The 22,991-nt window shown below is 59.7% G+C and carries 12 protein-coding genes; 8 read left to right on the top strand and 4 right to left on the bottom strand.

The window, feature by feature from the left end:
• The first annotated feature begins 67 nt into the window (after positions 1 to 67).
• The gene (locus tag ACVHNU_RS18685) at positions 68 to 817 is read left to right on the top strand and encodes an enoyl-CoA hydratase-related protein (protein ID WP_003227611.1); all 750 of its coding nucleotides are present in this window, start codon (positions 68 to 70) and stop codon (positions 815 to 817) included.
• A gap of 663 nt (positions 818 to 1,480) precedes the next feature.
• Positions 1,481 to 1,750, top strand: coding sequence for a hypothetical protein (locus tag ACVHNU_RS18680; protein WP_473018044.1), 270 nt, complete (start codon positions 1,481 to 1,483; stop codon positions 1,748 to 1,750).
• Here the strand turns inward: ACVHNU_RS18680 and ACVHNU_RS18675 are convergent.
• The 3 genes from ACVHNU_RS18675 to pyk form a co-directional block, all read right to left on the bottom strand.
• Positions 1,740 to 2,348 carry a delta-60 repeat domain-containing protein gene (locus ACVHNU_RS18675; protein WP_473018043.1) on the bottom strand — a complete coding sequence of 203 codons (609 nt, stop codon included), beginning with the start codon at positions 2,346 to 2,348 and terminating at the stop codon, positions 1,740 to 1,742. The genes ACVHNU_RS18680 and ACVHNU_RS18675 overlap by 11 nt on opposite strands.
• Positions 2,349 to 2,408: 60 nt before the next feature.
• A complete protein-coding gene (locus ACVHNU_RS18670; RefSeq protein ID WP_473018042.1) occupies positions 2,409 to 3,677 on the bottom strand; it encodes an NHL repeat-containing protein in 1,269 nt (422 codons plus the stop codon).
• Between the two features lie 229 nt (positions 3,678 to 3,906).
• Positions 3,907 to 5,358 carry a pyruvate kinase gene (gene pyk / locus ACVHNU_RS18665; RefSeq protein ID WP_003227610.1) on the bottom strand — a complete coding sequence of 484 codons (1,452 nt, stop codon included), beginning with the start codon at positions 5,356 to 5,358 and terminating at the stop codon, positions 3,907 to 3,909.
• 172 nt (positions 5,359 to 5,530) lie between these two features.
• Here pyk and ACVHNU_RS18660 point away from each other — a divergent pair, with 172 nt between their 5' ends.
• Entirely contained in the window at positions 5,531 to 5,917 is a 387-nt protein-coding gene (locus ACVHNU_RS18660; protein WP_003227608.1) for a tetratricopeptide repeat protein, read from the top strand.
• Between the two features lie 228 nt (positions 5,918 to 6,145).
• Positions 6,146 to 6,505 (top strand): PilZ domain-containing protein, encoded by a 360-nt coding sequence (locus ACVHNU_RS18655; RefSeq protein ID WP_045122830.1) that lies wholly within the window; start codon positions 6,146 to 6,148, stop codon positions 6,503 to 6,505.
• 147 nt (positions 6,506 to 6,652) lie between these two features.
• Here the strand turns inward: ACVHNU_RS18655 and ACVHNU_RS18650 are convergent, their stop codons facing one another.
• On the bottom strand, positions 6,653 to 7,027 hold the full coding sequence (locus ACVHNU_RS18650) for a DUF6124 family protein (RefSeq protein ID WP_473018038.1): 375 nt from the start codon (positions 7,025 to 7,027) through the stop codon (positions 6,653 to 6,655).
• Positions 7,028 to 7,513: 486 nt separating this feature from the next.
• Here ACVHNU_RS18650 and ACVHNU_RS18645 point away from each other — a divergent pair, with 486 nt between their 5' ends.
• Genes ACVHNU_RS18645 through ACVHNU_RS18630 form a run of 4 tightly spaced genes read left to right on the top strand, consistent with a single transcriptional unit; the run spans position 7,514 to position 22,984 of the window.
• Complete coding sequence (locus ACVHNU_RS18645; RefSeq protein WP_473018037.1) at positions 7,514 to 11,041, top strand: Ig-like domain-containing protein; 3,528 nt, start codon at positions 7,514 to 7,516, stop codon at positions 11,039 to 11,041.
• Positions 11,034 to 14,639, top strand: a complete 3,606-nt coding sequence (locus tag ACVHNU_RS18640; protein ID WP_473018036.1) for a Tc toxin subunit A — start codon at positions 11,034 to 11,036, stop codon at positions 14,637 to 14,639. Before ACVHNU_RS18645 ends, ACVHNU_RS18640 begins: the two co-directional genes overlap by 8 nt.
• Positions 14,640 to 14,688: 49 nt before the next feature.
• Complete coding sequence (locus ACVHNU_RS18635; RefSeq protein WP_473018035.1) at positions 14,689 to 18,732, top strand: Tc toxin subunit A-related protein; 4,044 nt, start codon at positions 14,689 to 14,691, stop codon at positions 18,730 to 18,732.
• On the top strand, positions 18,725 to 22,984 hold the full coding sequence (locus tag ACVHNU_RS18630; protein ID WP_473018034.1) for a carbohydrate binding domain-containing protein: 4,260 nt from the start codon (positions 18,725 to 18,727) through the stop codon (positions 22,982 to 22,984). Before ACVHNU_RS18635 ends, ACVHNU_RS18630 begins: the two co-directional genes overlap by 8 nt.
• Positions 22,985 to 22,991 lie beyond the last annotated feature (7 nt).

Below are 22,991 nucleotides of genomic sequence, written 5' to 3'. Positions count from 1 at the left end.
CTCACCACAGAAGTTTTGCCTCACCACAAAAGAACTCTGTCAGCCTTTTTAATGTTGAGTAACGCTGATGACCGAAGCCATCCTGCTGGAACGCGAACGCGGTTTGCTCACCCTGCGCCTCAACCGCCCGGACAAGAAAAACGCCCTGACCCGCGCGATGTACAGTCGCCTCGCCGAGGCCTTGAGGCAGGCCGACAGCGATCCTGAAATCAACGCCGTGCTGATCACCGGCAGCGCCGAGTGCTTCACCGCCGGCAACGACATCGCCGACTTCATCCAGCAACCGCCGAGCGACCTCGACAGCCCGGTGTTCCACTTCATGCTCAACCTTCTCGAATGCCGCAAACCGGTGATCGCCGCGGTGGCTGGGGCAGCGGTGGGCATTGGCACCACGTTGTTGCTGCATTGCGATCTGGTTTATGTCAGCCGCGATGCACGGCTGCGTATGCCGTTCGTCAATCTGGGGCTGTGCCCGGAATTCGGCTCCAGCCTGATCCTGCCGCGGTTGCTCGGGCATGCCAAAGCGGCAGAGCTGTTGCTGCTCGGCGAGGGTTTCAGCGGTGAACAGGCGGCGCAGTGGGGCATTGCCACCGAGGCATTGGGCAGCGGCGAAGCGGCATTGAGCAAGGCGCGGGAAATGGCCTTGCGCTTCGATGAGCTGCCCGCAGAGGCGGTGCGCATCAGCAAGCAATTGCTCAAAGCGCCGGAGCGCGAGTTGATCCGTAAAGTGATCGAAGAGGAGGGCGTGTTGTTCACCCAACGCTTGCGCTCGCCGGAGGCATTGGCGGCGTTGACCGGGTTTATCAAACGCCATTGAGTCTTCGGGTGGCTGTACCGTCCTCATCGCGAGCAGGCTCACTCCTAAAGGGGAACGCATTTCAAATGTAGGAGTGAGCCTGCTCGCGATAGCATTGGATCAGCCAACACATCTTCAGGATCAGAATGCAAAAAGCCCCGGCATTCACATGCCGGGCTTTGATGAGTCAAGACATTAATCCGCGTGCAATAGGACGTCTGCCCAAATCATCATCATCGGGGAATGACGACATTATGATTTTTTCATGAGAAATAACTGTACTGTCGTAGGCAGGAACTATTGTTTCTCTGTATTCAAACCAGCCCCCATTGCCATATTCTTTATCGTGAGCGCCGTTGGCTAAAAAGCGAGTAACCGCATAATGGTTCAGGGTGCCTTTTTTTGTAATTCCTGTAACCAGAAACTTTCCGCTAGAAAGAAAGTCCGCTTTGGAGAAGTAAGTGTCTTTTGAGTTGATCCGGAAAAAAACGGGTTCTCCGCCGTTGAATTGAATATTGGTGTGGCCATTTTCTTCGAGGCTGATTAATAAACCCTCATGGCTGGTCGAGCCTCTTTCAACTTTCGCACCCAGACAGAGGATGCGATTGTTGGTTTGATTTGTCGTGCTTGAAGAGTGAAGTAGCTGGTTGTATTACTGGATTTTATTAACTTGAATCCGTCCGTTTGAAAGTCAGTGATCAGTTGCCCCTCTTTATCGTGTTTTACCAGAATAATGGCTTCAGGGATGCCCCCGTACTCGTGCCTGACGATGCCGGCACTAATGTAGTCGCCTGTGCTGGTGATCGTGAGGCTTCTAAGCACAGTAAAATCAAACTTGTCATGAGCGACTTTGATAAAGCCGGTTTTATTAAATGTCGTGTCGAGGTTTCCATCTTGGGTAACTCGGATTATAAAGCTGCAGCTTTTAAAGAAAGAGCCAGACTCATGGAGTAACAAAAGACGTCCATCGGCAAGCATTATTGAATTGGAAGTGGAAGGTGTAGTTGTATTCGATTGGGTATGTTTGAGTAGTCTCGAGTCGGCGATTACGTTTTTCATTGTAAGCGTCTTTGTTTGATGAATCCTCACTGACGTCAGGGGTATAGAAAATGAACGCTCCATTTTCGCCAAATGTCTCATCAATGGTGCCGTTCAAATTAAAACGGATGATGGTTTTGTCGTATCTCGGACCTTCGTTGTAGTAACCCATTTCTCCGCTCACCAGGATTTTTCCTTCTGAGAAAGCAATTTGCTCAGCGAGAAGGTCGGCTCGATGAGTGCCAATAGTTTGGCTATAGAAAAACCCGTTGTTGCCGAAGCTCTCGTCGATAGCGCCACGCTGATCAAGACGGGTGACCGTGTAGAACGCGCCATGGTCGCCGTACGCCTCGCCAGCGACGTAAATCATGTCATCAGGCCCAACCGCGACCACGGTTGAATGGTATTTCGGATAGTCAGGAAGCGGTGAAGTCAGATACTTGAATCCGTCTTCACCAAATTCAGGATCAAGCTTGCCGGACATGAGTGAGGAACTCGACTGTTGGGAAGTCATGGCCATTTCCTTGAGATGAGGAGCAACAATGTTTACCGGAATTACTCAGGGCATCGCCCTTCAGTCAGGCAAGTACCGCAAGATCACTGGATTTCCAGGATTCTCGTTGTTGGGGACTAAGGGAATGGCACTCACGAGGATTTTTCCATCAACGGGTTGCAAGGCAATTCTCGCGATATACCTTCCTTTTCCATCGGTTGGTAGAGTTTGTTTGACGTAACCCTCTCCATTAGCAAAGTCGGCATCCAGTGTCCCGTTGCCGTTAAAGCGGGCTACGACAAGCTGGTGAGTCATGGGCATGAAAGTGCCTGTCGACCCCACGACGACAGACCGGCCGTCCTCTTGAAATGCGCCGGCCTCCCACTGTGTTTCCTTGGCCAGGGCCGTCAGCAACGGTCGACCCTGATGGAATTGAATGTTCGGTTCACCATTGGGCTCGGAGCTGATCAGCAACGCTTTAATATCTGGAAATGCGCCCGCTTTACCAACGCCGAGAATCCGTCCATTGTTCTGTCGGACAAGTTGTTCGAAAGTTGAATCCCGCACATCGAACACCACAAAACCGTTTTGCAACTTGCCAAACGAATTATCGGGCTCGCCATTCTTGTGCAAACAGGCAAGCATGGCATGGTGAGTTGATGCAGCGAGCGTCAAGCCTCCAACCACATATTTCTCTTGCTTATCGTCAACCAGCAAGCTCTGCAACAGACTCGTTGGATTATGAGGGTTTTTGATATGGATAAAGCCTGTAGGGGAGAATGTTTTGTCCGGAGCTCCCTCTGGCGTCAGGCGTATGATCCATCCATAGTAATGAATAGTGAGAATCTTGCCGTCACGCAAGATCACCATACCCGTCTGGTCAGCGGCAGAGCTTTCCAGAACTTCAATTGGTTGCGAGGAAAGCGAACCGAGTTCCAGACAGACTTGGCCATCTTCGCCAAACGTTTTATCCAGTGATCCATTTTCTTCCAATCGGTAAAAATAAGAAAAATTGGTAGAAATAGACGATGTAGATGTGGCGTGAACGATAATCCTGCCATCTTGCAAAGCAAACGAGGAAAGGCCGGCAAACTCGGGAAGCGGGTGTTGGAATAAACCGTTCTCGCCATAATCAAGATCAGGATCGCCATTTAGATCCAGACGGCCCAGGGTGAAGTAGCTGGAATTTCCTTTGGAGGAATGCCCGCCGAAATAGATCCAGGAATCCTTTGCCAGCAGTTGTTTGATATGGATAGTTCCGTAGTCCGGATTTCCGTTGACTATCGTCACAATCCCGTTGTCGCCGAAATCGGTATCGAGCATCCCGCCGTAAGTTTTTTGACTAGTCATTTTTTCGACCTCGTGCAATTGCAGAAAAAGCAGGGCGTCAGCTCATCGCACGATAGAAAAGCGTAAAAACTCTGAAGATTAATGATCGGACGAGGTTCGATTAAAAGCTTCCAGCGTCACCGGCACAACTGTCAGGTCTGACAGTTGCAGGTCCGCCCAGCAGGTGTTAGCGAGTAATAAAAAAGCCCCGACATTCACATGCCGGGGCTTTGTTTTTTCAGCGAATCACTCAGACCTGTGGGTCGCCCACGTGCAGGATTTTCATGCCGTTGGTGCCGCCGGTGGTGTGGTAGCTGTCGCCCTTGGTCAGGATGACCCAGTCGCCTTTTTCCACAACGCCGCGCTTGACCAGCTCGTCGATTGCCTTCTGGCTGACTTCGTTCGGGGCCAGCGAGGCCGGGTCGAATGGCACGGTGTACACGCCACGGAACATCGCTGCGCGAGCCTGGGCTTCGCGGTGCGGGGTGAACGCGTAGATCGGCACCGAAGAGCGGATACGCGACATGATCAGCGGGGTGTAGCCGCTTTCAGTCAACGCGATGATCGCTTTCACGCCCGGGAAGTGGTTGGCGGTGTACATGGTCGCCAGGGCGATGCTTTCGTCGCAGCGCTCGAATTCCTTGCCGATACGGTGGCTGGAAGTCTTGCTGGTCGGGTGCTTTTCAGCGCCGACGCAGATACGCGCCATCGCCTGAACGGCTTCCAGCGGGTACAGACCGGCAGCGGATTCGGCCGAGAGCATCACGGCGTCGGTGTAGTCGAGCACGGCGTTGGCCACGTCGGACACTTCGGCGCGGGTCGGCATCGGGTTCTGGATCATCGACTCCATCATCTGGGTCGCGACGATCACCGCTTTGTTGTGGCGGCGTGCGTGCAGAATGATCTTCTTCTGAATGCCCACCAGCTCGGCGTCGCCGATTTCCACACCGAGGTCACCACGGGCAACCATCACTGCGTCGGAAGCCTTGATCAGACCGTCGAGGGTTTCGTCATCGGCCACGGCTTCGGCGCGTTCGATCTTCGCCACCAGCCAGGCAGTGCCGCCGGCTTCGTCGCGCAGTTGACGGGCGTAGTTCATGTCGGCCGCGTCACGCGGGAAGGACACCGCGAGGTAGTCGACTTCCATTTCGGCGGCGAGCTTGATGTCGGCCTTGTCTTTTTCAGTCAGGGCCGGCGCGGTCAGGCCGCCGCCGCGACGATTGATGCCTTTGTGGTCGGACAGCGGGCCGCCGATGGTCACGACGCAGTGCAGTTCGGTAGCGGTGGCGGTTTCGACGCGCATCACTACGCGGCCGTCGTCGAGCAGCAACTCGTCGCCCACGCCGCAGTCTTTCACCAGATCCGGGTAGTCGATGCCGACCACTTGCTGGTTGCCTTCGGTCAGCGGATGGCTGGTGGAGAAGGTGAACTTGTCACCGATCTTCAGCTCGATGCGCTTGTTGGCGAATTTGGCGATACGGATTTTCGGGCCTTGCAGGTCACCCAGCAGGGCGACGAAGCGGCCGTGCTTGGCGGCGAGGTCACGCACCAGCTTCGCGCGAGCCTTGTGCTCGTCGGGGGTGCCGTGGGAGAAGTTCAGACGGGCGACGTCCAGACCAGCCAGAATCAGCTGTTCGAGAACTTCCGGCGAGTTACTGGCCGGGCCAAGGGTAGCGACGATTTTGGTACGACGGACGGACATGCAAAGACTCCTGAGTTCAAGCGCCAGCGAAGGCTACTATGCTCCGAGGGTGTAGTCATTGTTCGAATGCACTACTTATCGTTTTCTTTATTGAACGTGGCAACTTTGGGACAAACGCGCCTGAAGATTTCCGACCAGGGGTCGATACAGAACTCAAGACAGGAGAACTCCCATGCGATTGTTGCCCATTGCCGCCCTTGCCCTCAGCGCCCTTGCCGCCACGGGATGTACCCGTTGGGCGATGAACCACCATCTGAACAACGCCTACAGCGCCTATGACCGGGGCAATTGCGAGCAGGTGATGCTCGAACTGTCCAAGGTCGAACGCGACAGCCGGGCGCGTCCTTATGTGTGGCCGGAAGTGTCGATGATGCGCGGCCAATGCCTGGAACGGCAAAAAATGTACATCGACGCGGCGCAGACCTACCAGTTCATCATCGCCTCGTACCCTACCAGCGAATACGCCTTCCGCGCCCGTGCGCGCCTGGAAACCCTGCAGAGCCTGGGCCATTATCCGACCCGCAGTTCGGCAGCGGTGGTACCGGCACAGCGTTTCTAATGGTGGTTGTCATACAAAATCTGGCCTGTTGTACAAGCTGAGCTATAGTCCAGTGATCCGGTTCAGAGCCTGACTTTGAGCCGGGGCAACACCTGCGACTGGTCGTTGTTGAGGCGATGGCGTATTGGCGACCATCCCACCGGAAGCGGGGAGAGCGCGGCTGCCATACAGGCGCGTTCCGAAGCAAAGGTGCGGCTCTGTGATGGAGCCTTGCATGGCGAACTGCGCATGTTTACCGACCGCCGAATCGAACGGCATCAGTTGCCGTACTTCCTCAGAGTGTTCAACAGCGTCACCGACAAACCCATCGGCTTTCTGGGCAACGTGTCTGAAGACGGGCTGATGCTCATCAGCCAGTTGCCGATGATGATCGGTGCCGAATTCCATCTGCGTCTGAAAATCCCCGCCAGCGATGGTTGCCAACAGGTGATCGACCTCAACGCGTGCTGCCTGTGGTGCCACGAAGACGCGACCCCCCTGCATTACGACGCCGGTTTCAGCCTGCAGCGCCCGCCCCCGGAATATGCGCAGCTGGTGCGGGCATTGAAGCAGTACTTCAGTTTTCAGCCTCTGCCGGCGTCTGCCTGACGTCTGCGGCGCTCTGTCTATTGCCTTCGCGGGCAAGCCCGCTCCCACAGTGTCCGGTGTTGATCACAGGATGTGTACACACCGCCCATCCCTGTGGGAGCGGGCTTGCCCGCGAAGGCGTCAGCACAGACAACATCTGTCTATAGGCTAACCCAGAGCAATCGCCCGCTCACTGTCCAGCGTCTTTTCCGCCAGCAACAACCCCATCTCGCTCAACTGATAAATCGCCATTGCCAGATGACGTGGTTTGTCTTCCAGGCTGTCCGCCAGATCCAGCAGCAGAATGCTCACCGACGAAAAGGTTTCGTAGGTCTGGATGGCGATGGCTTCCGGATTGAGGTCGGGGGCAACGCGGAACATCTGCATGCCGCGATCCACGGAATTGCGCGAGGGCGGTTCAGGTTTGAGGTAGTGATCGAGGGCACGCTCGGCGGCTTCGTGGAGCTTTCGTGAATCGGGGGATTCGTAGGGCGAGGTATCGGCAGGATTTGTTTCGGGTGGATTTGGAGTTGGTTTGAACATGATTTCGTACTCGTCGTTAAGGCCATGACCTTGCTCGCGACTAAACGAGAGGGTGGCGGCTGTAAGCAGGTTAGTCGACCGGGAGTACGTAAACCGGCGCGCCCGAGGGCGCCCTGCGAACAGCCACCATCGAGTGCGGGGATAGGGAATACCCGACTTGATGACGCTTATACGCAACGTACTGAATCCCCGGACGACTAAACCCGACCACTGATTGGCAGCGGCACGGACCACGTTACGGGGCATCAGCAAAGCGCACAAGCCGGCGGATTCTGGCGGATCTGTAGGCAAAGGCGCAAGGCGTTGTAGTTTGCTGCGCGTGTCGAAGTAGGGCGTGGCAAACGTTAGCTGTTTTGGTGAGCAACCAACGTTTTTTTAGACGTATTTGATCTTTTCAACTGTCAGTTCTGACAGTGGTGACGCGCAATCAGCGCACGTATGTTGATCCCACAACGTGAGCGACTGATTGCCCGGAGCACTGCTGACATGAACGACACGCTTGACGACGAAAAAGGCAGTACCTGGCTGGATGCCGAAAAAGTTCAGATCAGTGCTGCTCAGGTCACGAAAATGGAAGACGGATCGCTCCGGGAGCAGGGCGACGGTGAGCAGTTTTCCGAAGTGTTCTGGGCGCAAGCGGTCGAAACGACGCTTTACCAGACCCACCCGCGGGTGCCGATACTGCAAACTCAGATGGTTTGCCAGTACAAGTTCGAGAACAACCGGATCTATGTGAGGACCTTGCGTTACAGGATGACCACGCGATATGGCCCCGCAGATAGGGCAAACATAGATCTTGGCCTGCAGGCCGGCACATGGGTGCGCTTGAATTCCCCTGACGAAATGCTTCAAGACGAGAAATGGCATAACTATGTTGTGTATATCGACTCCCCGCTCGGGCCTCCTGATTTTGGCGTGACGCTGGCAATCCGGGTCAACTATGACGGGAAGAATAATGACGTAGGCCCGACTGAAGGCTGGGGGCATGATATTTACCCGGCGCAGAAACCGATCATCGAGGTACCCGCCAATAACGCAGAAGTGACGATGCCGTTCTCTGTGGCCGGAAAAAACGGCTTCTTTGGCGGCAGAATTCGTCTGAAGTACCTGTACGACAATACTGAAACCATATTCCGCGAGCTGAACGTGGAGCAGGATGGAACCTGGGGGGGCACCACCAGCCTGCCGGACAATATCCTGTCTTTCCACGCCGAGCAGGTCATTCGCGGAGAGTCTTCGGGGAACTCCAATGCCGTCACCATCCGGGTGGCCCCACCGTACGTGGCTCCCCGCATCGAGTCCCCGGCAAACGGCGCAGTGCTCAACCTGGCCAACGGCTTACTGATCAAAGGGCGCGGTACTCGGGGCAAAGTCATCGATGTGATGACACCCGGGGGCGCCGTTTTACACGCCACGGCAGTCGTCCAAGCTGATGGTTCATGGGAAGGCCGATTCAACGAGGCCAACTATCCTGTCGGCGGACGCGTCGAAATGACCGCTGGCCACCGTGACATGAATGACTGGACCGCCGTGCAATCCTTCACGTTGCTGCTGCGGCCGACAATCACGACGCCGGCCGAAGGTGCGGTGACCGATCCGAGAGGCCCGATAGCAGGGGGCAGGGCTGTTTCAGGCGCGATGGTCGAAGTCGTCAAGGATGCCGAGCATTCATTCAGGATTGGCCAGGGCACGGCAGGTGCCAATGGGGTCTGGAACGTCACAACGTTCATTCAGGACATGCCGCCCGGAGCGTTCACCATTGTCGCGCGGCAAACGGTGTCCGGCGTTGCCTCCGAGTTCAGTTTGCCCCATTCATTCAAAGTCCGCCCTCCAGCACTGACGGCTGTCAGCGTCACCTACCCATCCCTCACCACCGTCGAGTTCTCAGGTACCGGTTTCACCGGCGCCACGGTCGAGATCACGATCGTGAGCGGCCCGCAAGGTGCAACAGCGCCACCTGACGTGGTCGTGAGCGCAGGCACCTGGAAAACCACTTCACAGAACTGGCCCATCGGTACCTACGAGCTGACGGCTGTGCAAAAAGTCTGGGACAACGTTGGAGGCTATATCCTGTCGCAGGCGTATCGGTTCACCGCTTCCTCGAAGCTGCTGCCGCCCACTGACATTACCCATACCGTGAACGAATACAGACCGACCTTCTACGGAAAGGGCATAGCGGGGGCATCGGTCCTGGTGAAGGATAAAGCTGACGGCACGGCGCTGGCTCCGGCAGCGTTGGTCACCGCTCAGGGCTGGTCGACCACGGCCAATGCGCCCTGGACACCAGGTTCGACGCGCACGGTGCTGTTTGTGCAGACACTGGGTAACGCCGAGTCGGAGCCAGTGGAATACACGGTCAAGATCGATCGTTACCCGGCACCGTTCGACCTGGGCTTCAGCGTTGTCGACTACATCCCGATCCTCACCGGCAAGGGCATCAACGGGGCGACGGTGGTGGTGACGGACAAGGTGACCGGTGCGCAAGTGGCGCCGCCGGCAACGGTAACATCGCAGAACTGGACGACGCGGCCTGCAAGCCCCTGGGAGCCGAACACGACCAAGGTCGTGCTCGTGGTTCAGAAGAACGGCAGCCTGGAATCCGATCCGGTGGAGATGACCATCAGCGTGCCGTTAGTGGCGCCGCAGATCAGCGTCATCGAGGACGACGGGCTGTCGCCGAAAATCTCCGGCAGATGCTGGCCCGGCGCAGTACTGAGGCTGACCTACAGCGATGACACCACCGTGCATGACCCCGATGGCGCCAGTGGCAACTGGACCTTCAAACGCCCGGCCGGGTTTGCGCCGGACAAGGAGCATACCGTCACGGTGATCCAGACCGTCGCCGGCAATGCTTCGCCGGCGGCCTCGCAAACCTTCCGGGTCAGTCCGGAAAAACTGCTCATCACCGAACCTGCGGAAAACACCGAGGCCGGTCGCACCCTGCTCGTGCGTGGCGAACAGGGGTTCAATGGCGCCACCTTGCAATTGCGTGATGCCCAGTTCGGTTGGGCATTGGGCGCGCCGAAACAACTGACCAGTCAGGGTGCATGGTTCGTTGAACTGAGCGGGCTGGAATTTCGCACCTATCAGATCGATGCCACGCAAACCATCGGCGACCGGCCTTCAGCGCGCAGCGATGTGCGCACTTTCGACGTGGTGCTGCTGCCGCCCGTCATCGAGGTGCCGGCACCGGGTCAGGCCCTGCCGCGCACCGCCATGCTCTCGGGAACCGGCGATCCCTATGGCCAGGTGTCGGTCTGGCGTGAAGGGGTGCCGGAACCGCTGCTCGATAAAATACCGGTCAGTGCCGAGGGCCAATGGCAGGCCGAGGTGGTGCTGCCGGTCGGCACCTACACCCTCAAGGCCAGGCAATTCCTTGATAACAGGGAGTCGAAGGACAGCCCTTCGCTCACCTACCGCGTGGTGCCGGCCGCACCGTTTATCGAAAGCCCGGGTCGGGACACGTCTGTCGGTCGCAGCGTGGTGGTGTCCGGGTTCGGCGATCCGGAGGACACGGTGACGGTGTCGCTGACGAACAGCAAAGGCTCGGTACTGGGCAGCGCCCCGGTGCTCGAGGATCGCACCTGGACGCTGACGCTTGCGCTGAGTCAGGCGGCTGGACGCTACAACCTGCAAGCGGTCTCTTCGCGCGACGGCTACGAGTCGGACGCTTCCGCTGCGCACCCGGTATTGCTTGGCACTTATCTGCCCGGGATTGATGAGCCGGCGGCAGGCGCCTGGGTTGCAGGACAGTTCGAATTGGCCGGCACCGGCCGCGCGGGAGTGGGGCAGGTGGTCAGTTGGTACGACCCCGAACAGATTCTCAGCGCCAACATCGCCGTCACCGCGCAAGGCTGGCGCAGCCAGGGTGGACAAGGCCTGCGCGCCGGTGGCCACTGGTGCCGCTTCCAGCAGACCGTCACCGACGGCGCGGATGGCTCGACCCTGTCCGACTGGGTCGAGAGCGGACGTTTTGACAAGATCGCAACCCCACCGGGAGCCGGCCATGAATGAGCCTGTGATTCGCCCTGTCGAACAATTGCTGTCGCAGGTGTTCGATGCCGAACAACGCAAGACCTACGCCGATCTTTCCACTTACCTTGAGAGCGGCGGTTCGATTTTTCCGCTGGTGGAGCGCGGCGTGCGCGGGCTGGTCCGGGACTATCAGCTGCAGCCCGAGGACGCCCAGGCGTTTCTGCGCAGAGCCAACGCCCTGGCGGTGTTCGTGCGGCGCCAGTTCATTGAACACACGTTGCGCGGTTCGGCCACCCAGCTCACGCGTCCTGACAGCGGGCTGTTGTCGATGGTGAACGGGCCGAGTTTCGAGCAACTGTTCAGCCCCGGATTCGGCGATTTGTGCCCGCCGCAGGCACTGGAATCGATCGCATCGCCGGTGGCCTATCTGATCGAGTTGCTGCGCTGGATCCGGGACTGGATCTTTGCCGAGGGTAAAGCGGGCAAGCTGGATTTGCATGATCGTCGCCAGGACCTGAAGCGTCTGCAGGTCGACTTCAGTGCGGTGCATCAGTCGATCTCGGCGCTGGACATCATCGTGCCGGTGCTGGAAACGTTCATCGAGGCAAACAAGGACAAGGACACGGATCTCGAAGACGCACTGATCGCCGCCCGCTACCCCAACGGCCTGCCTTATTACCAGCATTGGGTCACGCTGGATTTCGCCGCCCGTCAGCAGGGGATGTCGGTGGGCAACTTTGCGCACATGGTGGATCTGGCCTATCCGTATTTTCTTCAGCCCGAGGCCTGGGACAACGATGCTGGACGGGCCCTGAGCCATGCCTCGCGGCTGGGGCCGTACCAGCGTGAGTTACTGACGGAAGCCCCCACCCAGAACGTGGAGAAGGATAGAGAGGCGTATTACCTGCACAATTTTGGCGCGGGGGATTTGGAATGGCAGAACCTCAATCAAGTACCGTTTTTCGGTGAACGCACCCGCCTGAACGCGCAAGAGCTCGAGGCCTTGCTGTCGATTCGCGAGTTCGCCCCGACACGCTCGGCCCATGTCACCTACGCCGCAAGCGCGCCACTGGCGGGTGACGAGAGCCAGCTGAGCGGTTCGGTGTATCTCAATGCTGCCGAATCTCCAGCGCTGAGCATCAACTACAACGACGCAACGTTTGCGCATCGTCTGACCGAGGACCCGGTCCGCATCAATCGCTACGAACGCATGAACCGCAAACTGCGTCTGGATCAATGGCTGGGCTTGCCGCCCGAACAGGTCGATGCCCTGCTGGTGGCGGCGATCAACGCAGAAAAACGCGGTAAGCCGCCACAATTCTCCTGGTGGATTTCCACCCACACGGTGCATGCCGTGGGCCTGTTCCAGTCACTGCGCGAGCGTTATGACTGCCCGGCCGAGGACTTTGCGGCGTTTATCGATGACCTGTCGCTCTATGGCCGTGGCCCGGTGCTCTCGCTGTTCGACCGTACTTTCAACAGTCAGGGCAGCTACCGTCAGCCGTTGTTGCTGGACAAGGGATTGTTTAGCGTGCTGCCGGGGCAAGGCGTGACCGACCTGACCGTCAGCCAGTTGTGCAGTGGCTTGAACATCGACCTGCAGACCTACGCTTATCTGGCGGTGGTCATTGCCCGGGCACATGGGCTGGGTGACCAGCTCACACGTACCCCGGAGGTGATTTCGAGTTTCTACCGTCTGGTGAAATTGCCACGGCTGCTCGGTATTACGCCGGTCGAAGGGGGGCTGATGCTGACCCTGCTGGGCGGTGAGAACTGGCTCAATGGGCTGGCAGGCAAACCGCGCATCATCGAGCGCAGTGACAACGATAGTGTTCCGGACGCGCTCAACCTGATTTATGCGTTGCACTCTTGCGTGTCCTGGTGCCGGGAGCGCGACCTGCCGGTGCAATGGGTATTGCAACAGGTATCGCCGCTTCAGGCATTGGCGGTTGCCTCCGAGGCGGAGCGGAGCCTGTTCGAGCAGCTGCGCAATCTGCTGCCTTCGGCACTGTTCAGCAATGCCGGGTTGCAGGCGGCGGGGGTGCCCTTGCAGCCAGGCCTGGACTGGCTGCATTTTCTCGGTGACCTGGTCGACGCTTCCGGACTGATCGTCAATTCGTTGTTGCCCGAAGCGGACTACCTGAATTTTGCCCGGGAAAAACTCGATCAGGCCATCAAGGACGGGCTCGGTGAGGTCGACGCCGACACGCTTGCGAGTATTGGCGAGCGCATGCTGAACGTGTTGTTGCAGGCGCGGGAAGCACAAGTCTCGGTCGCCCGGGAATGCCTGACGGTGTACACCGGACTTGATGCCGAGCGGGCACTGCGGGTGCTGAGCTGGGCGCAGTCCTCGGTGTATCAGTTGTTGTCGCAGGTGCTCGAACGCGCCGAGCGCGAAGCACTGGAGGCACGTGCCTCGGAGCAGCCGGATCCGTTGCTGAGCCTGTTGGCCGATCTGCGACGGCGCAGTGCGGTGGTGAGCAAGCTGGACCTGAGCGCGCGCCTGCTCGAAGACTTTCTGCAATACGGGCACAAGGCCTGGATCGATCAGGACGACCGTCACCTGCTGTCGATGCGCACTCTGTATTACCTGAGCGTGCTGACCCGGGCGTTCGAGCTGAGCCAGCAGCCGGCGGACAAACTCCTCGACTATCTGCGCCAGGTTCATGCCTTGCCCGGCTCCATCAGCGTAGATGCGCTGCGACTGGCCCAGCAGGCGGCCGTGCAGCGCCTCGCGGCGTTCTTTGACTGGAGCGTGCAGGAAGTGCGTGAGTGCGTCAGCCGCGTGGGGGCGGACGACGCGATCCTGAAGAACCTCAGCCAACTCGACTTGCTGATGCGTATTCGCGTCCTGGCCGAACACAGCGGCATGGACGCCCTGACGATTTTCCTGCTGGGAACCCTGCCGGAAACGGTCGACAAGAGTGCTTATGCAATTGCCGCCGAGCGCGCCTTGCTGAGCATTTCGGAGACGCGCACCCCGCTGGTGTCTTTCGCTGACGAAGTGCCTGAACCCCTCGTCAGCATGACCTGCACCGTCGACAAGACCGAGGTGGTGGCCAACAAGCCGGCAGACAAAATCGTCCTGACCGTGACGCTCAAGGACGCTGCCGACGAGGCGTTGAAAGGGGTCTACGTGTATTGGCAGACCACTTTGGGCACGGTTGCGACTTCCGCTACCGATGCCGACGGCGTGCTGAAGGTCGATTACGTGCCGGGCAAGGTCATGGGGCGAGAGGTGCCGTTGTTCTGGCTGGATCTGATCGACGCCCAACAGGCGCCGCCGCTGCAGGTTCTCGACGATAGCGCGACCCTGGATTTCCCGCCTTCGATGATGGCTCAGGTGCCCGTGGACCCGGTGCCGGCAGGGCTGGAGGTCGAGCTGTATGCGAGCCTGCGCGACAACTACCAAAACCCCGGCCGCCATCGCCCGGTGCGCTGGAACGGCGAGAGCCAGGATCCTTCAGCGGTTCTGGTGTTCCGGCCAGTGCAGAGTCAGACCGATGCGCAGGGCGTTACGCGGGTCTTTGTCTCCAGCCCGACCGGCGGAAAATTCACGATTACAGCCCTGAGCGATGCCAGCAACAGGATGGTCGAGTTCGACGCCATCACGTTCCTCGCGCCAACCACCCGATGAAGCCGTTCGTTGAGGGCGCGTGGATGCCCGTCCTCAGGAGAAACCGACCATGACTCAGCGCAACCTGGCTGAACTGCTGGAAAAACGTCGTACCGCGTTGGTGGAGTACTGCATCGGTCACGTCGCCAAGAGCAAATACGCCTTCGTGAAAACGCCGCAAGACCTGTTCGAGTTGTTGCGCCTGGACCCACTCGACAACTATCCGGTGCAAAGCTCATGGGTGGCCGAGGCGACCAGTTGCGCCCAGCAATTCATCCATGCCGCCTACCGCAAGCTCGAGCCAGGCTACGCCGAGGTCGACTTCGAAAAGGAGCATCTGAAACTCTGGGAGCTGTACAGCAATTTCCCCGACTGGGCGGCGTTGTCGATGATTGCGGTGTACCCGGAAAACTACATCAATCCGTTTGTCCGGCAACGCAAGAGCGGGCTGTTCAAAACCCTCGAGAATGACCTGAACCAGACGCGCCTCAACGGCGACTCGGTGCAACGTGCCCTGCAGAATTATCTCAAGACGTTCGAGCAAACCTGCAACCTCGACGTGATCAGTGCGTGTCTGGACACCGACTCGGCCACGCGCGCGACCTACTATTTTATTGGCCGTCAGCGGGTGCAGCCGTTCCAGTATTTCTGGCGCAAGGCTGACATCGAACTGACGTCCAGTGGCACTGCGATCAATCCGGCCGCCTGGGGTGAATGGCAACCAGTGGATATTCCGGTGGCCGGCAAGGTGCTGGATCTGCGGCCGGTGTTCTGGGGCGGGCGGTTGTGCGTGGTGTGGGCGCAGTGGCGTGAGCGGGAAGAAGCGCAGGACGTGCCGTACAAGCTGGATATCAATCTGGCGTTCATGAATCAGAGCGGCGAATGGTCGGCGCCTCTGAGTCTGAAAAGCACCATTGAGGCCAATGACCTCGGCGAGGACACACGACTGATTGCGACCACGCTGGCGGATGCGCAGCACCCCAAGGGGCGTCTGGGGGTGTTGTTGATCAACGGCACCGGGGTGCTCAAGGCCCATGCGACACGCGATGTGCTGTTTCGCCCGCTGCCCGAGGACGACGGCAGCTGGCTCGATCACCTGGCGGAACACCGTTTCACCGATCAGTTGATCGTCCAGCATCCGCTGACCTCGAAGAGTCAGCCGACGGTGACGGTACAGAGTCAGGACGACAAAGCACTGACGGCTTACTACGCCTTGCAGGTGGTGTTCAACGAGGTGGGAAACCAGGATTTTCTGTGGATCAGGGGCCTGTGCCGAGAGAAGACGCGAGCCGCTGGCAGCGACGTAGAGTTCAAGCTGACGTTCCACAATGGCGCGAGTGGGGATCCCGAAGAGATTACAGTCAAAAAGTCCACCTCTGGCGGCTGGGCCACTGACTGGATGACGCTAAAGCGTTCGACCGGAGGCTTTGTCTCGTCATTCGCTTTCACCCTGAGTAACGCTGACGAAGGCACCAAGAAATTCACCGTGGACTTCACCAACCTGCGCCGTTTCACCGCGCCGACACTGGTAAAAAATTCGCTGGATGCGGCGCAGTTCATCGCCTTCAGACAAGAAGGCATGCTGCAACTCGCGCGTCTGAATTCGCTGTTCGGCCCGGCACTGGTCGAGCGCAGCCAGATATCCGTGGATGCCGTGCTCGAGTGGGACAGCCAGTTTCTCGTGGAGCCGCCACCGGCCGACGGTACGATCAGCGAGCCCAACGGGGCATTCGACGGCGCCAACGGTCTGTTCTTCTGGGAGCTGTTCTTCCATCTGCCGCATCTGGTGGCGACGCGCTTGCGGGCCGAGGATCGTTTTCTCGAAGCACAGAACTGGCTGCATCACCTGTTCGATCCCCAGGCAAGGGCCAACACGAGCGAGCCGCAGAGACCCGACTACTGGCGCTGCCGCCCGTTGGTCGCGGCGGGGAATGCCGGCTGCGAGGCCGTGAGGTTGACCGATCCGGATGCCATCGCCTACGCCAGCCCGCGGCACTATCAGATTCTGGTGTTCAGCGAGTACGTGAAAAACCTCGTCGCCTGGGGTGACTGGTATTACCGTCAACTCACCCGTGATGCGCTGGTGGCAGCCAAGCTGTGTTACGTGCAGGCCGAATTCCTCATGGGCAAGGCACCGTCTGCAACGGTCGTCACCCGTTGGGAGACGCAAAGCGTGGAAGCGTTGCTGGCAAAGAGCGCAACGCGTCCGGCACTGGAAAAGTTCGAGCAGGAGCTGGTGTTTTCTCTGGCCGATGTGCCACCGGCCGCCGACGCCCCGCCGCTGATGGGGCTGCTGGCGAACGAACCGTTCAAGTGTCCAATCAACGAGCAGTTGCTGGAGCTGTTCGACTTGCCAGTCCAGCGCCTGAACAACTTGCGTAACAACCTGACCCTGGACGGCAAACCGCTGGATGTGCCGCTGTTCAGTCCGCCGACCGATCCCGATCAATTGCTCCGTGACCTGGCCAGCGGCGGCGGTGCCCCACGCCCGATGGGCGGCCGTCTGGTGGTCGGCGCGTTTCGCTGGCGCGTCACCTATGAAGCGGCGTTGCGCGCGGTGCAGACCTTGCAGGAATACGGCAATCAGGTCTTGCGCCTGATCGAACAACGCGACCGCGCCGAACTGGAAGAGATTCAGCAGGAATATCTGGGCGAACTGGAGGCGTACGCCCGCACGGTTCAGGAGCAGTCGCTCGAGCAGCAGCAGGCCCAGGTGACGGCGCTGAGCCAGAGTCGCAGCATGGCGCAGGAGCGCGCCGACCGGTTCCAGGCCTGGTTCGATGAGCACATTACCGACACCGAATATGAGGTCATGGAAAAACTGCAATCGGCCAAATGGCTGAATTTCGGCACGATGGCGATCAATAGTGGTGGTGCGGCGCTGGCCGTCGGGCCGTGCATATTCGGCGTCGCCTCCGGCGGCATGCGCTTCGACGCGATCGCCAATGCGCTGGTCTTCGGCCTGCAGATCAACGCCACGGCCATGCAGATAGACGCCGAAAAACAGGCACTGATCGAGAGCTATCGCCTGCGACGCCGGGAATGGGAACTGCAGCGCGATCAGGCACGAGCGGAAGTGCGAGCCATCGATGAACAGCTCAACGCGCAGACGTTCGCGCTGGGCGCCGCCAGGGCCAGTCTCGAACAGACCCTGCGCCGCAACAGCCAAGCCCAGTCTCTGTACAACTTCCTGAAAAAACGCGCCAGCAACGCCGAGCTGTTCGGCTGGCTGCTGGGCCAGCTCAAGGCGTTGCACTATCAGGCCTACGATGCGGTGGTCAGCCTGTGCCTGAGTGCTCGCGCGGCGCTGAGCGCCGAAACCGGTGAATATGAGGTCGGCGATCCGTTGCCGCGGGTCTGGCAGGACAATCGCCATGGGCTGACGGCCGGCGAGCATCTGCGCGAGTACCTGTTGCGCATGGATCGCCAGTACCTGCAAAGCCATGAGCGGCGTCTGGAACGGGTCAAGACGGTGTCGCTGCGTCGCCTGTTCGATGATGCCAGCGATCCGCAGGCCGGGTTTGCTGACTGGGCTCAGGCGCTGGCCGACTTGATCGACAAGGGCACGCTGGAGTTCCAGCTGACGCAGTTGCTGTTCGACCGCGACCATCCGGGGGAATACTGCCGGCTGCTCAATCTGCTCGAAGTCGATATGGCGGTGCTGGTCGGGCCGTATGAGGATATCCAGGCCACCTTGTTGCAGATCGGCAGCATGACCGCGACCAAGGCTTCGGCAGCGTCGGTGGCGTATCTGCATCAGCCCACGGGCAAGGTCGCTCCGGCCGATGTGCAGTTCAATCTGCGCAGCGGCCAGCAGATCGGCCTGTCGGTGGGCCTGGCCGACAACGGCATGACAGCGATCAGACCGGACGAAGGTCTGCTCAACCCCTTCGAGAACACCGGAGCGGTGTCGCGCTGGCAGTTGAACTTTCCGTGGCCGAAAAACCAGCCGCAGGCGTCGATGCTCAACTCGGTCACTGACATCATCGTGCGCGTGCGTTATACGGCGAAAGCCGGCGAGCCGACTTTCACCCTGGCGGTCAAGGATCTGGTCACCCGGACCATGGCTTCGCGTCAGCCACGTAACGGCAAAGGAGCAGGCAATCATGGTTGATCGGGACATCGAGGCCAATCAAAGCCTGATACTCAACGGTGACTTCAACGAAGGTTTCAGTAGCTGGACAAAGGGCGGCAACACGGCGGAGGTGGTGATCGCGGGGGAGCTTTACGACGGCACGATGATCAAGTTCCTTGCCGCCGCCAATCGGGGCACGGCTGCGCAGGAGGTCACCTTGCCTGTCGAGCAAGGCTCCGGCGCCCGTTATGTGTTGAGTTTCCTGTGTGAAACGCGCCACGCCAATCCGGGCACGCTGAGCATCACTACGCTGGAGGGCACGCCACTGGCTGAAATTCCCCTGCCGCCGGGCAACCCGGAGCGACTGGCTCGTATCGACAGCGGACAGCCTCTGGACTTCGTGCCAGTCAGTTACAACATTCCGCTCGATCTGCCGCTGCCGCGCCAGCAGAAGATTCGCGTCACCGTGATCTCGCCGGTGAACGAAAACCCTGAGGAGTATTACCGCAAGGTCTGCATCACCCGCATTCATCTGGGGATACACCTGGCACCGTTGGTGCCGCACAGATTTGTGCTGGATCGTGAGCACCTGTCAGCGAACGCGCCGCTGTATCTGTGTCTGGGCGCCGACGGCAGCTTCCAGCATCAGCTCGAATGCGTGACCGCGCCCGACAGCCCGTGGCAGTACACCCCGGTCGCCCTGACCAGCGACGACAATCCGCAAGGCGCCGTGCGCGCAACACCGGACTGGGGCGTCGCGCAGCCACTCGAATCGTTTTGGACGCTGTATTGCCCGCTGCTCGAAGGTCAGGAGCCCTTTGTGTTCACGGCCAGTCTGGTCAACCAGTACAGCGCCGAACCGTACCCGATCGAGGTTTCGCTGGGGCATCACCGCCTGGTGTTCAGCGATGTGCTGGAGGCCGCGTATTACCCGGTGCTGGAACTCGCGCAATCGGTGCGCCTCGGGGTTCGGGTGGCCTCGTTTTACACCGGCCAGTATCTGGCCGGGCGCACCGTGACCTGGACGAGCGAAGGGCAGGGGATTGTCGGGACGGCATCCACCGATGCCGAGGGCTGGGCGTACCTCGATTATCGGCCCAAAGCCGCAGGCACGTTCGCCATCGAGGCGTCGGTGGCCAGTCCCTACTATGCCGCCGGGGTTGAAACCACGAACCTGGAGGTCCAGGTCCTGGCGACCGATCCATGGGCAGACCTGCTGGCAGTGGTCGAGGACAATGCCTTGCCCTGGGCGCAGAAGACCGGTTATCCCAACCGGGGTTCGACGTATCCATTGAGGGTGCGGGTGCCGCCGGTTTTGCGCGCGACGACGCTGGCGCTGCATTGGCAAGGCACTTCTGCCGGACAGTTGGGCGTGCAGGTGCAGCCGCAGCTGGAGCAACCGGTGGCGGTCGGCGCAACGGACTTGAACTGGGTCCTGACCTGCGACGATCAGCTCGATGGTCGCTTCGAGTTGCAACTGCGCTGTTCGAAACTGCTGTTGCCCTCGGACTGGAAGCCGATGTCGCTGGCGCGCAATGTGGTGCGCATCGGCGCCGTGCAGGAGGCGAATAAATTTCCGGTGGTGGATGAGGACGAAAGCGTCCTGCTGCGGGTGCAGGTGGTGCATGTGCTCACCAGCGGCGATGGTGATCCGGTCAACCATGCGCTGGTGGACTGGGACACGCCCGAGGGCACGATCTCGACGGTGAGTGGCAGTGGCGGCTGGGCCAGCGTGCTCTATCAGCCGAGCCGTGCCGGTGAGCACGTGGTGACCGCCCGTGTGCGTGCGCATGCCGAGGCTGTCGTGACGCAGCGAGCGTTCGCAGTGAGGGCACTGGCGAGCAATCCGTGGAAGCGCGAGGTGCGGATTCTGTTCGACGACGTCGAGGTGGATCTGGTCGAGTTGGGGCTGCTGTGCTGGAAGGGCACAGCGCATACCTTGAAACTTGTGCCGAACCCCGGCAGTCCGCTCATCAATTATTCCATCACCCTGGACTGGCGGGGCGAGGATCCGCACATCGGGCTGTCGGTCAGCGACCTCGGCGTTCCCAGAATACTTGGCGAAGGCCTTGAGTGGACGTTCAGTTCACAGCAGGGCAGCAGTCTCAGCAGCCTGTTCGCGTTGCAGTTGTCGGTGAATTACATTTCGGTACCACGGGAATTGTTCGGACGCCTGATTGCCACTGATCTGGCACAAGAACTGTCGGTGATGCTCGATCAGGTACCCGGCACGCCGGGCGAGTCGATGTTCTATCCGTGTCTTGGCGCGCGGCACACTCTCAGGTTCCTGCCCAATCCGTTGAGTCCGTTGGTGGGACTTGAGGCCTTTCTGGAGTGGCAGGGCACGCCACCCGCAGACCTGAACGCCGTTGTCGAGCCGGCGCTTGAGCTGGCGCAGACCCTCGCCGATGGCGGCACCGGGTGGACGCTGGATTTCGCCGCCAGTGCCGCTGCGGGGCAATTTTCACTGCTGCTGCGCCTGCCTGGATTGGCCCGGGCAACGCCAGTGAATGCAATGCAGCTGGATCACAATAAAGTGAGGATTGAAGGCTGGCGCGAAACCCCGGTCGATCCGGTGATCAATCAGGATGCCGCCTGGCAATGGGTGCAAGTGGTGTCAGCGTTTACCGGCGAGCCAGTGACAGGCGTCGCGGTGCGCTGGCACGCCGCCAATGCAGATCAGGTCGTCGATACCGATGCGTTCGGCTGGTCGGGTTTTGCCCTGGCACCCACCTCCGCAGGTCAGCACCAGGTCGTGGCACAGCTGCTCAGCCGTTTCGATAATTACCAGGAGCAGCGCGAACTCAGGGTCACGGCGCTGGCAAGTGATCCCTGGCAAGGTGTCAGCGTGCGCTTCGATGGCCATCTCGAGCAGACCTGGGGCGCGCGCACCTACTTCCCGCGGCGTTCGGGCAATCACGTGCTCGAGTTGTTGATCAAGGAGGACAGTCCGCTGTTGCAGCAGGAGCTGACGCTGGGGCTGACCGGCACCGGGCCTGCGCAACTGGGGCTGACATTCGAGCCCGCACTGGGTGTCCCCCGTCAGCCATCGGCACTTGGTTTTCGCTACACGCTGCGATGCGCCGACCTCATGGATGGAGGGTTCGCCCTGCGCCTGAGCGCCGCGCGTCTGGCCAGCCTGTCACCGGCCAATGCGATGTCGCTGGGCACCGGCGAGCAAGTGCTCAAACTGCTCGCCGGCAGCACCGTTCAGCAAGTGCTGGAGTGGGGGCAGACACTCGTCGAAGAGGTCCGGGTCGTCTCATCCATCACCGGTCAAGGCATCGCCGGCGTCGTGGTGACGTGGCGCAATACAGAGCTGGGAACGTTGACCAGTCTGACTGACTTTTACGGCATGGCGAGGGTGCAGTTCAAACCGCAGATTCCAGGTGCCTCCATGCTGACGGCAACGGTGGGGGATGCGTTGCATTCAGAGTCGATTGCCTTGGCGTATACGCTCGAGGAACCGCGGAAAATCAGTGAGCTCATCATGCTGGAATCTGCGGTTTATCCCGGTGCGCAAGTGCTCGCCCAAGCGACGATTGTCTCGGCGATTGGAGGGCAGCCGCTCAGCGGCGTTGAGGTCATGTGGACGTTTGCGGAGGTTGCCCTTCCTTCGACAGTCACCGATGCCGCAGGCCGGGCGATCGTACGGTTCAATCTTGATACCTCCGGCATCCGGGCCTTGGCCGCGACAGTGCGGGGCGGCGAGGGCGGGTGGGACTACGCGCTGCTGGCGCTGGCTGTTGAAAACGGCCCGATCATCCAAAGGTTTTCGGCTGATCGCACAGTGGTCTATCCCCGGCAACAGTTTTCAGCGCAGGTCACGGTGGTCAGATCTGACGATGGGCGCGGTTGGGGCGGGCTCGGCGTCGTTTGGGATTTTGCCGGTGGCCGGAAGTCTTCCGTCACAGGGCCTGATGGCGGATCCACCGCCAGTAACTTCCTGGCGAATGAGCCAGGCGTCTTCCCGCTGACAAGTTCCGTTGTCGATTACCCCTACTCGAGATCAATCGATATCGAGGTGGTCGGGCCGGATTCGGCGCGCATCAGCGACATGAAAAAATTAAGCGCGGGCGTTTTCCAGGTGCTCATTACCGATGGACGCCAAGTGCCATTGGCACGCAAAACAGTGTTCTGGCGTCTGGACAACTCGCAACTCGAGTCGACGATCACGGGCGAGGATGGCAGAACCTCCATCGACATTCAGTTCCAGACGGGCACCAGGGTGTACGCGGGCATTGAAATAGGGATGAGCAGTCAACTGTACGAATTCGCGCTGGATTTCTGAGGACTCA

It is taken from the genome of Pseudomonas sp. Ors-4-3C (assembly GCF_055755035.1).
Note: the sequence above shows the minus strand (reverse complement) of the source record. Positions and strands in the feature narration are given on the sequence as shown.

Excerpts from the sequence above, each read along its gene's own strand:
- ACVHNU_RS18685 (WP_003227611.1), top strand. The coding sequence starts at position 68 with ATGACCGAAGCCATCCTGCTGGAACGCGAACGCGGTTTGCTCACCCTG.
- ACVHNU_RS18675 (WP_473018043.1), bottom strand. The coding sequence starts at position 2,348 with ATGACTTCCCAACAGTCGAGTTCCTCACTCATGTCCGGCAAGCTTGAT.
- ACVHNU_RS18670 (WP_473018042.1), bottom strand. The coding sequence starts at position 3,677 with ATGACTAGTCAAAAAACTTACGGCGGGATGCTCGATACCGATTTCGGC.
- pyk (WP_003227610.1), bottom strand. The coding sequence starts at position 5,358 with ATGTCCGTCCGTCGTACCAAAATCGTCGCTACCCTTGGCCCGGCCAGT.
- ACVHNU_RS18660 (WP_003227608.1), top strand. The coding sequence starts at position 5,531 with ATGCGATTGTTGCCCATTGCCGCCCTTGCCCTCAGCGCCCTTGCCGCC.
- ACVHNU_RS18655 (WP_045122830.1), top strand. The coding sequence starts at position 6,146 with ATGTTTACCGACCGCCGAATCGAACGGCATCAGTTGCCGTACTTCCTC.
- ACVHNU_RS18650 (WP_473018038.1), bottom strand. The coding sequence starts at position 7,027 with ATGTTCAAACCAACTCCAAATCCACCCGAAACAAATCCTGCCGATACC.
- ACVHNU_RS18645 (WP_473018037.1), top strand. The coding sequence starts at position 7,514 with ATGAACGACACGCTTGACGACGAAAAAGGCAGTACCTGGCTGGATGCC.
- ACVHNU_RS18640 (WP_473018036.1), top strand. The coding sequence starts at position 11,034 with ATGAATGAGCCTGTGATTCGCCCTGTCGAACAATTGCTGTCGCAGGTG.
- ACVHNU_RS18635 (WP_473018035.1), top strand. The coding sequence starts at position 14,689 with ATGACTCAGCGCAACCTGGCTGAACTGCTGGAAAAACGTCGTACCGCG.
- ACVHNU_RS18630 (WP_473018034.1), top strand. The coding sequence starts at position 18,725 with ATGGTTGATCGGGACATCGAGGCCAATCAAAGCCTGATACTCAACGGT.